General features: G+C 66.5%; 11 protein-coding genes. 9 read left to right on the forward strand and 2 right to left on the reverse strand.

Features of this window, described 5'->3' with window-relative positions; all coding sequences use genetic code 11:
• The first annotated feature begins 42 nt into the window (after positions 1–42).
• Complete coding sequence (locus KIT25_11245; GenBank protein UYN97472.1) at positions 43–3,240, forward strand: hypothetical protein; 3,198 nt, start codon at positions 43–45, stop codon at positions 3,238–3,240.
• Here KIT25_11245 and KIT25_11250 read toward each other — a convergent pair.
• Positions 3,237–4,490, reverse strand: coding sequence for a tyrosine--tRNA ligase (locus tag KIT25_11250; protein ID UYN97473.1), 1,254 nt, complete (start codon positions 4,488–4,490; stop codon positions 3,237–3,239). The genes KIT25_11245 and KIT25_11250 overlap by 4 nt on opposite strands.
• A gap of 79 nt (positions 4,491–4,569) precedes the next feature.
• Here KIT25_11250 and KIT25_11255 point away from each other — a divergent pair, with 79 nt between their 5' ends.
• The 6 genes from KIT25_11255 (at position 4,570) to KIT25_11280 (ending at position 9,875) form a co-directional block, all read left to right on the forward strand.
• Complete coding sequence (locus KIT25_11255) at positions 4,570–5,004, forward strand: hypothetical protein (protein ID UYN97474.1); 435 nt, start codon at positions 4,570–4,572, stop codon at positions 5,002–5,004.
• The gene (locus KIT25_11260) at positions 5,004–6,071 is read left to right on the forward strand and encodes an anhydro-N-acetylmuramic acid kinase (GenBank protein ID UYN97475.1); all 1,068 of its coding nucleotides are present in this window, start codon (positions 5,004–5,006) and stop codon (positions 6,069–6,071) included. Before KIT25_11255 ends, KIT25_11260 begins: the two co-directional genes overlap by 1 nt.
• 71 nt (positions 6,072–6,142) lie before the next feature.
• Positions 6,143–6,973, forward strand: a complete 831-nt coding sequence (locus KIT25_11265) for an alpha/beta hydrolase (GenBank protein ID UYN97476.1) — start codon at positions 6,143–6,145, stop codon at positions 6,971–6,973.
• A gap of 39 nt (positions 6,974–7,012) precedes the next feature.
• Positions 7,013–8,746: a dihydroxy-acid dehydratase gene (locus tag KIT25_11270; protein UYN97477.1), complete on the forward strand. Its 1,734-nt coding sequence runs from the start codon at positions 7,013–7,015 to the stop codon at positions 8,744–8,746.
• On the forward strand, positions 8,743–9,468 hold the full coding sequence (locus KIT25_11275; GenBank protein UYN97894.1) for a ribonuclease activity regulator RraA: 726 nt from the start codon (positions 8,743–8,745) through the stop codon (positions 9,466–9,468). The genes KIT25_11270 and KIT25_11275 overlap by 4 nt, the downstream gene beginning before the upstream one ends.
• A 47-nt stretch (positions 9,469–9,515) precedes the next feature.
• Complete coding sequence (locus KIT25_11280; protein UYN97478.1) at positions 9,516–9,875, forward strand: cupin domain-containing protein; 360 nt, start codon at positions 9,516–9,518, stop codon at positions 9,873–9,875.
• A 142-nt stretch (positions 9,876–10,017) separates the two neighbouring features.
• Here the strand turns inward: KIT25_11280 and KIT25_11285 are convergent, their stop codons facing one another.
• On the reverse strand, positions 10,018–10,692 hold the full coding sequence (locus tag KIT25_11285) for an alpha/beta hydrolase (protein ID UYN97479.1): 675 nt from the start codon (positions 10,690–10,692) through the stop codon (positions 10,018–10,020).
• A gap of 201 nt (positions 10,693–10,893) precedes the next feature.
• On the opposite strand from KIT25_11285, the gene KIT25_11290 reads away from it, so the two are divergent.
• Together KIT25_11290 and KIT25_11295 are read left to right on the forward strand one after the other, a co-directional pair.
• The gene (locus tag KIT25_11290; protein UYN97480.1) at positions 10,894–11,370 is read left to right on the forward strand and encodes an Rrf2 family transcriptional regulator; all 477 of its coding nucleotides are present in this window, start codon (positions 10,894–10,896) and stop codon (positions 11,368–11,370) included.
• Positions 11,371–11,384: 14 nt separating this feature from the next.
• A complete protein-coding gene (locus KIT25_11295) occupies positions 11,385–12,506 on the forward strand; it encodes a cysteine desulfurase (protein ID UYN97481.1) in 1,122 nt (373 codons plus the stop codon).
• Positions 12,507–12,512: the final 6 nt, after the last annotated feature.

The following is a 12,512-nucleotide window of genomic DNA, read 5'->3' on the forward strand; positions in this document are numbered from 1 at the left end:
CGGTATGACGACAGCTAGATTGTCCAATCGAGATCGGCACGCTTGCCCGGCAGCGGCGTCATCGTCAAGAACGCGGAAGAATCGAGCTTGGTGAAGAGAACCTATCGTGTCGTCGAGCGCATCATCGTCGTGGCGCTCGTCGTCATCGCGGTGCCCGTCGTCGTGGTGGCAATGCGCCTGATGGCGGGGCCGGTCGACCTCGATTTCCTGCGCGGCCACTTCCCCAACCAGTTCGATTCACCGGGCGGCAAAATGAGGGTCGAAGCCGAGCGCATTTACGCCGAGTGGGGCGCGTTGCGCGAGCCGATGAGGCTGGTGTTCGTCGGCGTGCAGGTGCTGGACGCCGACAGGCAGCAGGTCGCCACGGCTCCCAGCATCGCCTTGAGCTTCGAGCCACGCAGCGTCGTGCGCGGTCGCTTCCTGCCGACCGCCATCGTCGTCGACCGGCCGACGCTCAGTCTCGACATTGCCCGCGAGGGCGGCATGTTGCGGCGCATCCTGGCGAGCGACGGAGGGGGAGGCCAGGACCGCGCCGTCGATCTTCTGGTCGAGCGGCTCATGGCGGAGCCCAATTACGCTTCAATTCTCGGGCAACTCGATGCCGTGCGCGTCGAGCGCGCCCGGGTGACGGTTCGCGATGTTCCGAGCGGGATCGCCTGGCTGGCGCAAGACGCGCGTGCCAACCTGACGCGCGGCGCCGGCGGGGTGAACATCGCCGCCGATGCGACATTCAGTAACGGCGGAGATCCGGTGGAGGTCTCCCTCTCCGGCACCTACGCGCGCGACCGCAGTCGTATCTCCGCGGAAGCCAAGGTCGACGGCATCAAGCCGTCGATGATGGCCGACCTGTCGCCCGACGTCGCCCTGTTGCGCGGTGTCGACATTGCCCTGTCGGGCCGCCTGTCCATCGAAGCCGACGGGGCCGGCACCATACGCGCGGTGACAATAGATGTGACCGGGGGCAACGGCACGCTCAGCCTGCCGGGTGTTCTGCCGCGTGCGCACAAGGTCCACTCGGTCAACGCGCATGCGTCGATCGACGCAGGCGCGCACCGCTCGAGGATCGACCATATCGACATCGACCTCGGCATCGCCAAGCTGTCGATCACCGGCAATGGGGCGAAGACCGAAAAGGGCCAGGAATTCGCCGGCCGCGCCGAGCTTCGAAACATTTCGATCGACCGGCTGGACGACTACTGGCCCCTGCAGTTCGCCGAGGGCGGACGGAGATGGGCGCTCGCCAATCTGAGCGGTGGCTCTCTGGATATTGCCGCCGAGTTCGGCCTCAGCGCTCCGGGCAACGACATCGCCCAGCTTGCCGTGACCAAGGCGGTCGGCTTCCTCGACTATCGCGGCATGCAGGTGCGCTACATGCCGCACATGCCCGAGCTGGAGGACGTTTGGGGGACCGCCCGCTTCGAAGGCGGGACATTGCGCTTCATCGTTTCCGGCGGCACCGCGGTCGGGCTGCGCCTCGATGGGGCGACGATCGACCTGACGGGGCTCGACGGTCCACTTCCGCACATGGCTGCGCTGCGCCTGGCGATCTCGGGCGATTCGGCCACCGTCATGGCATTGCTGGCGCGCCGCCAGCTCGGGCTGCCGAAGGACGCGACCCTCGACCCCAAGCGGCTGGCGGGCAGCACGGCGATCGACCTGCAGCTCTCGTTCCCTTTGATCGAGGCGCTCACGGTGGCCGAGATCGCCATCACGGCGGATGCCGATATGACTAATTTCTCACTCCGGGACGCCATCGGCGATGTCGACCTCAGTGATACGACCGGCCACGTACGCTATGCCGGGGCCGAACTCGTCGTCACCGGTCGGGGCAAGCTCGACGGCAATCCCGCCGAAATCTCGTGGCGCAACCTCTTTGGGGAGAAGGTCCCGTATCGCCATCGCTACGAAGTCAAGGGCACTTTCCCGGCGTCGATGCTGGTCAAGGCGGGCCTTCCGTCGCCCGAGCCCTATGTGGCGGGGCCGGTTTCAACCAACGTCGTCTATCAGGTACAGCCCAACGGCACGGGCGAGGTGATCGGCCGATTCGATCTCAAGGCGGCGCAGGTCTCCGTGTCCGAGCTCGCCTGGGGCAAGGAGCCCGGCGTCGATGGGCAACTCGCGGCGACGATCAAGCTCGTGCCGGGCGGCAAGGTGACGTCGCTCGAGTTCGATGGACGGGGTGGCGGTCTGGCGGCGAAGGGACAGGCGCGCTTCGCCGACGGCGGCGCCATCCAGCAGCTCAGCCTCTCGCAGTTCGCGCTCGGAAGGTCCGATATCGCTTTCGATTGGAAGCGCGCGGCGGGCGCTGTAGACGTTGCGCTGAGCGGGCGCAGCCTCGAGCTGTCGAGAGTGCGTCAGGCGCTCAAGGCGCGCGACGATGTCGCCAGGGCCGAGCCGGGTGGTGCGGCGTCGGCCGGGCAGGCGAGCACGCGCCTGTCGATCCAGATCGGCCAGCTGTTGCTGCAGCGCGGTGCGCTCGGGTCGGTCTCGGGCAAGCTGAACATGACCGGCGATCGCGTTGCCGCGGCCGATCTGGCCCTGAGCGCCGGCAAGGGCTCGGCGTTTCGCGTTACGCCCGCGGGCGGACAGCGGCGTGCTCTTGCCATCTACGTTCCGGACTTCGGCCAGTTTCTCCAGGAAGCGGGATGGCTCGACGGGCTGGTCGGACCGTTCCTGAACATCCAGGGTCAGTTCGACGATGCGCAGGCCGATTCCCCGCTCACCGGCACGCTGACGTTGGGGCCCTACCGGCTTGAGCGGGTTGCCACGCCGCGTTCGGGGGTCGGTACCGTGAATTCCATGATCGACGGGCTGAGCCGCGCGGGCAATGCCCTGCAGCAATTCACGGGCCTGGAGGCGAAGCTGTCGAAAGTCGGCGATCGGATCGAGATCCGAGACGGTCGCACGAGCGGTCAATCGATCGGATTGACCGCCACCGGCACGATCGATCTGGCGTCCGAGACGGCGCAGCTGCGCGGCGTGGTCGTGCCGGGCTTCGCCCTCAACAATCTGTTGTCCAACGTGCCACTGCTCGGTCCGCTGCTGACCGGCGGCAAGGACGGAGGCGTCTTCGCCATCTCCTATCGTCTCGAGGGGCCGCTCGACGACCTCAAGACCAATATCAACATGATGTCGGCGGTGACGCCCGGCGCCTTGCGCGAGCTCTTCAACAGTTCCGGACCGCCGCCCGATGCCGACGCCAGGCCGGAGCAGATACTGCCGGCGCCCGTGGCACCCTAGACGGCGCGCACCAGCATGTGGCGCTTGCGGCCGGCGGAGAGCTTGAGCGTGCCGGCGGCGTCGAGATGCCGCTCGCCGACAAGCATGGCGTCGCTCGCGATCGGCTGGTCGTTCAGCCGCCCGCCGCCGCCGCGGATCAGCTTGCGCGCCTCGTTGCGGCTGGGCGCGAGCCCTGCCGTGTGGAACAGCTCGAAGGCCGCCACTCCCTCCGCGAACTGCGCCCGCGGCACATCGACGGTCGGCAGGCTCTCGGCGCGGCGACCGTCCTCGAAGGTCTGCCGCGCGGTGTCGGCCGCGCGATTCGCCGCCTCTGCGCCGTGCGCCAGCCGGGTCACCTCGGTGGCGAGGAGCTTCTTCGCCTCGTTGATCTCAGCCCCCTGCAGCTTCTCCAGCCGCGCGATCTCGTCCAGCGGCAGCTCGGTGAAGGTGCGCATGAAGCGGCCGACGTCGCCGTCCTCGGTGTTGCGCCAGTATTGCCAGAATTCGTAGGGGCTGAGGCGGTCGGGATTGAGCCACACCGCACCCGCCGCCGTCTTGCCCATCTTGGCGCCCGACGAGGTCGCGAGCAAGGGCGAGGTCAGCGCGAACAGCTCCGCGCTTTCGACTCGGCGGCCGAGATCGGCGCCCATGACGATGTTGCCCCACTGATCCGAGCCTCCCATCTGCAGGATGCATCTGTGGCGCCGGTACAGTTCCACGAAGTCGTAAGACTGCAGGATCATGTAGTTGAACTCGAGGAAGGTGAGCGGCTGGTCGCGCTCGAGCCTCAGCTTCACCGAGTCCATGGTCAGCATGCGGTTGACCGAGAAGTGCCGACCGACGTCGCGCAGCAGCGGGATGTAAAGCAGGCCGTCGAGCCACTCGGCGTTGTTGGCCATGACGGCGTCGGTCTCGCCGCTGCCGAAGGCGAGATAGTTGGAAAAGCTCTTCCTGATGGCCGCCATGTTGGCGTCGATCTGTTCGGGCGTCAGCAGTTGGCGCGTCTCGTCGCGCCCCGAGGGATCGCCGACCTTGGTCGTGCCACCGCCCATCAGCGCGATCGGCTTGTGGCCGGTCTTCTGCCACCAGCGCAGCAGCATGACCTGGGTGAGATGACCGACATGCAGCGAATCGGCGGTGCAGTCGAAGCCGATATAGGCCGTGCGGGTTCCGGTCGCGAGCAGCTCGTCGAGACGTGCGGCATCGGAGCACTGATGCACCATGCCACGCTCGTGCACGATCCGCATGAAATCCGACTTGAACCCCGACATCTCTCCGCTCGGCCGAATTGTCCGTGAAGGGACGCGGGTGTAACACAGCACCGTCCGCCCCTCAACGGAGCCGCAAGGGTTGCCTAACCTCATAGAAGAACGAGTGGATTTGGTCCGGCGTGGACGGAATCCCTACGTGATCTGCCGGATGAAGGCGGGCTGGCTGGTGGTCGGCGATGTACAGCCGTTGCCGGGCTATTGCCTGCTATTGGCCGATCCTGTGGTCGAAAGCATCAACTCACTCGATGAGGCCGGGCGCATTCAATACTCGCTCGACACTTTCCGCGTCGGCGACGCGCTGCTCGCTCTCACTGACGCCTGGCGCATCAGCTACGAGACGCTGGGCAACAGCGAGTCTGCGCTGCACACCCACATCATCCCGCGCTATCGGTCCGAGCTGGGCGACAAGGGCGGTCGGCCGGCTTGGATCGGCTACGACTGGACGACGTCGCGCAAGTTCGATCCGGTCCAGGACAGGCCATTGGTCGAGCGCATGCGCCGGTATCTCGCCTGATGCGCGCGCTCGGCCTGATGAGCGGGACCTCGGTCGATGGGGTCGACGTGGCGCTGATCGAGACCGACGGCGAGCGGATTGCCCGCTTCGGTCCGTCGCTTACGGTGCCCTACGACGACGCGCTGCGTCGCCAGATCCGGGCCGTGTTTGGTGCCGAGCGGCAGAATGCCGAGACAGACGCAGCCGAGTGGGCAGTTACCGACGCGCATGTTGCCGCCGTCCGGCGCTGGGTCGCTGAAACCGGTGCTGCTCTATCTAGCGTCGACGTGGTTGGCTTCCATGGCCAGACCATTACCCATCGTCCAGACAGGCGCTTCACTTGGCAGATCGGTAGTGGCGACGCGCTTGCCCACGCACTTGGTGTGCGCGTTGTCAGCGATTTGCGCGGCATTGACGTCGACGCGGGCGGGCAGGGCGCGCCGCTGGTGCCGATCTACCATGCGGCGCTCGTGCGTGAGATGAAGCTACCGGTGGCTGTGGTGAATATCGGCGGTGTCGCCAATGTCACCTGGGTAGGCGCCGACGCTTCGCTGCTGGCGTTCGACACGGGGCCTGGTAACGGGCCGATCGACGATTGGTGCATGAAGCGCGCCGGCCAGCGCTTCGATCACGAGGGCGCACTGGCCGCATCGGGCAAGGTCGACCGCACGCGGCTGGAGCGGTTCAGCGAGCACCGCTACTTCCCGCGCGAGCCGCCTAAGTCGCTCGACCGCGGCGACTTCAGCGACGGCTGGGCGGAAGGATTGAGCGCGGCCGATGGCGCAGCGACGCTGACGCGCGGCACGGCGCGCGCCATCGCGCTGGCGGCGAAGCATTTTCCCGAGCCGGCGAGGCGATGGATCATCTGCGGCGGCGGGGCGCGCAATCCGACCTTGCTGCGGGCCATTGCCGAAGAGACGGGCAGTGATATTGTGGCGGCATCCCAGCTCGGTTGGGATGGCGACGCGCTGGAAGCGCAAGCCTTCGCCTTCTTGGCCGTGCGGTCACTGCGCGGTCTGCCGATCACCTTTCCGACGACGACCGGGGCGCCGCGGCCGCTGACGGGTGGCCGGCTGCATTCGCCGTAAGTCGACTTTCGCCGGTAACCTCGGGCGCGCATGGTTCTTGCCCGGTCCTTCACAGCCTGAGGAGTACGCGCATGCCGACGATCAAAACCAGTGACGGTGTCGAGATCTTCTACAAGGACTGGGGACCCCAGGATGCCCAGCCGATCATGTTCCATCACGGTTGGCCGCTAAGCGCCGATGACTGGGATGCGCAGATGATGTTCTTTCTCGAGAAGGGATTTCGCGTGATCGCGCATGATCGCCGCGGGCATGGCCGATCGACCCAGACCGACACCGGCAACGAGATGGACACCTACGCCGCCGATGTGGCCGCGGTCACGGACGCGCTCGATCTCGAAGGGGCGGTGCATGTCGGTCATTCGACCGGCGGCGGCGAGGTCGCGCACTACGCGGCGCGCGCCAGGCTGGGTCGGGTGGGCAAGGCGGTGCTGATCGGCGCCGTGCCACCGATCATGCTCAAGACAGAGAAGAATCCGGGCGGACTGCCGATCGAGGTATTCGACGGCTTTCGCGCTGCGCTGGTGGCCAACCGCGCGCAGTTCTTTCGCGACGTGCCGACCGGCCCGTTCTATGGCTTCAACCGACCGGGTGCGATGGTCAGTCAGGGCCTGATCGACAACTGGTGGCGTCAGGGCATGATGGGCGGCGCCAAGGCCCATTACGACTGCATAAAGGCCTTCTCGGAGACCGATTTCACCGAAGACCTGAAGAAGATCGAGGTGCCGACGCTGGTCATGCACGGCGACGACGACCAGATCGTGCCCTACGCCGACTCCGCGCCACTCACGGCCAAGCTGCTGAAGAAGGGCATCTTGAAGACCTACCCGGGCCTGCCACACGGCCTGTGCGCCACACATCCCGACATCGTCAACTTCGACCTGCTGGCTTTCATCCGGGCTTAGCGAGCGCTACGGTCCCTCCGAAAAATGGAGGGACCCGGGATGGGCAGGAAGAAGCCGGAAGAGTTGCGTAGTGCGCGGTGGTTCGCGCCCGACGACCTGCGCTCGTTCGGCCATCGATCGCGCGCCATGCAGATGGGCTACGCGCCGGAGGAGTGGGCCGGCAAGCCGGTGATTGCCATTCTCAACACCTGGTCCGATGCGCAGCCCTGCCACATGCATTTCAAGAGCCGCGTCGACGACGTAAAACGCGGCATCCTGCAGGCCGGCGGCTTCCCGATGGAGCTGCCGGCGCTGTCGCTGTCGGAGAGCTTCCTGAAGCCCACGACCATGCTCTATCGCAATCTGCTTGCGATGGATGCCGAAGAGTTGCTGCGCGGGCATCCCGTGGATGGCGTGGTGCTGATGGGTGGCTGCGACAAGACCACACCCGCTTTGATGCTTGGCGCCACCAGCATGAACATCCCGGCGATCTACCTGCCAGCGGGACCGATGCTGCGCGGCAACTGGAAGGGCAAGGTGCTGGGTTCAGGCTCCGACGCCTGGAAGTACTGGGACGAGCGCCGCGCCGGGACCATCACCGACCAGGACTGGGTGAATGTCGAGGCGGGTATCGCGAGGAGCTACGGTACCTGCATGACCATGGGCACGGCAGCGACCATGATGGCGATGGCCGAGGCGATCGGCATGAGCCTGCCGGGCGCGTCGTCGATCCCGGCCGCCGACGCCAATCACATCCGCATGGCCGCGGCGAGCGGTCGGCGCGTCGTCGAGATGGTGTGGGAAGACCTCACGCCGTCGAATATCCTGACGCGCAACGCCTTCCTCAACGCCATCGCCACGGCGATGGCGCTCGGCTGCTCGACCAACGCGATCATCCATCTCGTTGCCATGGCCCGTCGCGCCGGACAGGACGTCGGTCTCGACGACTTCGAGCGCGCCAGCCGCAAGGTGCCGGTGCTCGCCAACATCCGGCCGTCGGGCGACGTCTATCTGATGGAGGATTTCTTCTATGCCGGTGGTCTGCCGGCACTGATGAACCAGATCCGCGATCACCTGCATCTCGGCGAACGCACCGTCACCGGCAGGACGCTTGGCGAGAACATCACAGGTGCCGAAATCCACAACGACGACGTCATCCGCCGGATCGACAAGCCGATCTACAGGGAAGGCGCGCTGGCGGTGCTCAAGGGCAATCTCGCGCCGGACGGATGCGTCATCAAGCCGTCGGCCTGCGCGCCCAAGTTCCTGAAGCACACGGGGCCGGCGCTGGTGTTCGACGACTATGCCTCGATGAAGACCGCCATCGACCGCGACGATCTCGACGTCACTGAAGACACGGTGCTGATCCTGCGCAACGCCGGCCCGCAGGGCGGACCGGGCATGCCGGAGTGGGGCATGCTGCCGATCCCGGGGAAGCTGGTGAAACAGGGGGTACGCGACATGGTGCGGCTCTCCGATTCGCGCATGAGCGGCACCAGCTACGGTGCCTGCATTCTGCATGTCGCGCCCGAAGCCTACATCGGTGGCCCGCTCGCCCTGGTGCGCACCGGCGACATGATCTCGCTCGATGTCGACAAGCGGCGCATCGACATGAACGTGTCGGACGACGAACTGGCGCGGCGCCGCGCCGCCTGGAGGCCGCCGGCGCCGCGCTACGAGCGCGGCTACGGCTGGATGTTTACCCGGCACATCAAGCAGGCCAACGAGGGCTGCGACTTCGACTTCCTGGAAACCGGCTTCGGCAAGGCCGTGGCCGAGCCGTCGATCTACTGAGGAGCGCACCGGTGAAACCCGAGTCACGTGGCAAACTCAAGACCATCGCGACACCCACCGTCGCCACCGCACTGTTCAAGCGCGGCCTGCGCATCCAGGCGATCCAGGGCGTGCGGCCGTTGTCGCCGCTCGCCGAATCGATGGTCGGCGAAGCCTTCACCCTGCGCTACATCCCGGCGCGCGAGGACCTCAACAAGCTCGAGGTGTTCCGCGACCGCGGCCATCCGCAGCGCAAGGCGATCGAGGATTGCCCGCCCGGCCACGTCATGGTGATGGACAGCCGCAAGGACGCGCGCGCCGCCTCGGCGGGTGCCATCCTGGTGACGCGGCTGAAGATGCGCGGCGTCGCCGGCGTCGTCACCGACGGCGGCTTCCGCGATTCGGACGAGATCGCCAGGCTCGGCTTTCCGGCATTTCACAGCCGGCCGAGCGCGCCCACGAACCTGACGCTGCACCATGCGATCGACATCAACGTGCCGATCGCCTGCGGTGACGCGCCAGTGTTTCCTGGCGACGTCATCCTGGGCGACAGCGACGGCGTGATCGTGATTCCCGCGCAGGTCGCCGACGAGATCGCCGACGAGGCGTTCGAGATGACGGCTTACGAGGATTTCGTGACCGAGCGCGTGCAGGCCGGGCAGGGCATTTTCGGGCTCTATCCGGCGACCGACCCGAAGTCGCTCGACGACTTCGCCACGTGGCGCAAACTGAAGGGCCGCTGAAACAAGCCTCGAGGGAGGTCGCAATGCCGGTGGTGGATGCTGGGAAAGTGGCTGAGGTCGCGATGCGCGCCGGCATGACGGGCAAGTGGCTCGTCTCGCGCGAGCAGGGCGCCTCCGAGGTGAGCGTGCTGTCGAACGTGGTCGAGCCGGGCGCCGCGGCGCCGAGGCACCTCCATGCCTACGAGGAGGTCATTCTCGTCGAGGCAGGCGAGATCTGGGTCGAGACGGGTGGGACGAGAAAGACCGCTGCCGCGGGCCAAGTCGTGATCATTCCGCCCAATGCACCGCACGCCTGGGGCTCGTCGGGACCGGTGCCGGCGCGCCTGCTGTTCATCTGGCCCGGGCTGGACCCCTTCGCGCCCGGGAAGAGCAGGTACCTCGAAGGCGAGCCGCCCGTCGTCGGTTAGGGCCGGGTCACCGCCCCAGGACGTTCGCTGCGGCCGCGACCAACCGTCGAGTGTCGTCGTCCGGTGAAAGTTCACGCGCGATCTGGCTCTGGAACGGCGTCATCGGTCGCTTTGACTATCCGGGTAGGTCGCCAGACGCGGGCTACGGCTCCTTGTTGCTCGTTGCGCGGCCAGGCGGTTCGAGCAGGCACTTGGCGACGTACTTGTCGACGCCGACCGCGAGCTTATCGAGCGAGTCGTGGAAAAAGTGATTGGCGCCCTTGACCGTCTGCGCCTCGATCGTGATGCCTTTCTGTCGCGACAACAACGCAACGAGCTTTTGGATATCGACCAGCGGCACGACCTCGTCCTTCTCCGCGCCGACGATCAGGCCGGAGGACGGGCAAGGGGCAAGGAAGCCGAAATCGTAGGAATTGGCCGGCGGCGCCACCGAGATGAAACAATCGATCTCCGGCCGGCGCATCAGCAGTTGCATGCCGATCCAGGCGCCGAACGAGTAGCCGGCGATCCAGCACGACTTGGCGTCGGCGTTCATGGTCTGCAGCCAGTCGAGCGCCGCTGCGGCGTCCGACAGTTCGCCCATGCCGTTGTCGAAGCGGCCTTGGCTGCGGCCGACGCCGCGCGTGTTGAAGCGCAGCACCGAGAAGCCGCGATTGACGAACACATGGAACAGCGAGAACACGACCTTGTGGTTCATCGTCCCGCCATATTGCGGATGCGGATGAAGGATCAGGGCGATCGGGGCGTGCTCTTCCTGGCTCTGGTGATAGCGGCCCTCCAGGCGACCCTCGGGGCCGGTGAACATCACGTCAGGCATGGAAGCGATCTTAACCCACAGAATTCTTTAGAAAATTTGATTCTTGACCGAAGCACTCGGGTTTATTAAACCCGACCGCGCGAGTTGGTCTTTTCGTGATCCCCGCTCGGGGGTGGGGAATATCGTTAGTGGCGCCTGAGTTTCAAGAGTTTTCGGGCGTTGCAACGCGGCTGCCGGGTAGTCCGGCGTGAGGAGGATGCTGTGAAGCTCAGCACCAAGGGACGTTACGCCGTCATGGCGATGGTCGATCTGGCGCGGCATGCGCAGGCGAAACCGGTGTCGTTGTCCGACATCGCCACCCGGCAGGAGATTTCTCTCTCGTATCTCGAGCAGCTGTTCGCCCGCCTGCGGCGGGCCGGTCTGGTGAAGAGCGTGCGCGGCCCGGGTGGCGGCTATCGTCTGGCGCGAGGCTCGACCGAGACGCGGGTGTCGGAGATCATCCTGGCGGTCGACGAGCCGATCAGCGCCACGCGCTGCACCGAGATGGGCGCGCCGGGCTGCCGCACCGACCGCAGCAAGTGCCTGACCCACGATCTGTGGGAAGAGTTGGGCAACCAGATTCATACCTTCCTGAGCTCCGTCACCCTGCACGACGTGCTCGAGCGCCGGCTTGCCACGCGCATCGTCGAGGCGCCGTTGACACCGGCCAACTCGGATTCGATGGCCGCCGCCAGCTGAGTGGAGTTCGTCTGATGGCCGCCGCGTCAGCGTACCTGGATCACAATGCCACCAGCCCTCTGCGGCCGGCGGCGTTCGACGCCATGGTCGAGGCGTTGCGCGCATCGGGCAATCCCTCCTCGGTACATCGTGTCGGCCGCTCTGCGCGGGCGCGGCTCGACCGTGCGCGGCGTCAAGTCGCCGATCTGGTCGGCGCCTTGCCGGCGGAGGTCGTGTTCACCTCGGGCGGCACGGAGGCCAACAATCTGGTGTTGGCGGGCTGCGGCCGTCGCCGTTTGCTGGTCTCGGCAGTGGAGCACGACAGCGTGCTGAAGGCCGCGGTCGGCGCCGAGATCTTGCCGGTCGACGGCGAAGGCCGCATCGACCTCGGCCAGTTGGAGCAGCGGCTGACGCCGTCGCGCGAGCCGGCGCTGGTTTCGGTCATGTTCGCCAACAACGAGACTGGCGTGTTGCAGCCGATCGCCGAGGTGGTGCGTCTGGCACGCTCCGTCGGGGCGCTCGTCCATTGCGACGCCGTGCAGGGCGCCGGCAAGGTTGCCGTCGACCTGCATGGTCTCGGTGTCGACTATCTCACGCTGTCGGCGCACAAGCTCGGCGGACCGGCGGGCGTCGGTGCCCTCGTCGTGCGCGATGGTGCTCCGTTGATGCCGGATCGCATCGGCGGCGGCCAGGAATCCAATCGCCGCGCCGGCACCGAGAACGTCGCCGGCATCGTCGGTTTCGGCGCCGCGACGGTCGAGGCGAAGGCCGGCCTCGCCACGGAAGGACTGCGCGATCATATGGAAGGCGCGCTGCTGGATCTCGCGCCAGGGGCGTATGTGTTCGGGGCGGGAGCCGTTCGTCTGCCCAACACGACCTGCGTGTCGATGCCCGGAGTGAGGGCGGAGACCCAAGTGATGGCACTCGATCTCGCCGGCGTATGTGTCAGTGCCGGCGCGGCCTGTTCGTCGGGCAAGGTGACGCGTTCGGCGGTGCTGTTGGCGATGGGCGTCGCCCCGGCGATCGCCGAAACGGCGGTACGAATCAGCCTCGGCTGGAACAGCCAAGCATCGGACATCGAACGCTTGATCGCGGCGTGGCGGGACCTATATATCCGAGTGGGTCAGTCGGAAATCGGGAAAGCCCGAGCTGCATAGGGATTT

The organism is Enhydrobacter sp., assembly GCA_025808875.1.
Lineage (GTDB): Bacteria > Pseudomonadota > Alphaproteobacteria > Reyranellales > Reyranellaceae > Reyranella.

Excerpts from the sequence above, each read along its gene's own strand:
- KIT25_11250 (UYN97473.1), bottom strand. The coding sequence starts at position 4,490 with ATGTCGGGGTTCAAGTCGGATTTCATGCGGATCGTGCACGAGCGTGGC.
- KIT25_11260 (UYN97475.1), top strand. The coding sequence starts at position 5,004 with ATGCGCGCGCTCGGCCTGATGAGCGGGACCTCGGTCGATGGGGTCGAC.
- KIT25_11265 (UYN97476.1), top strand. The coding sequence starts at position 6,143 with ATGCCGACGATCAAAACCAGTGACGGTGTCGAGATCTTCTACAAGGAC.
- KIT25_11270 (UYN97477.1), top strand. The coding sequence starts at position 7,013 with ATGGGCAGGAAGAAGCCGGAAGAGTTGCGTAGTGCGCGGTGGTTCGCG.
- KIT25_11285 (UYN97479.1), bottom strand. The coding sequence starts at position 10,692 with ATGCCTGACGTGATGTTCACCGGCCCCGAGGGTCGCCTGGAGGGCCGC.
- KIT25_11295 (UYN97481.1), top strand. The coding sequence starts at position 11,385 with ATGGCCGCCGCGTCAGCGTACCTGGATCACAATGCCACCAGCCCTCTG.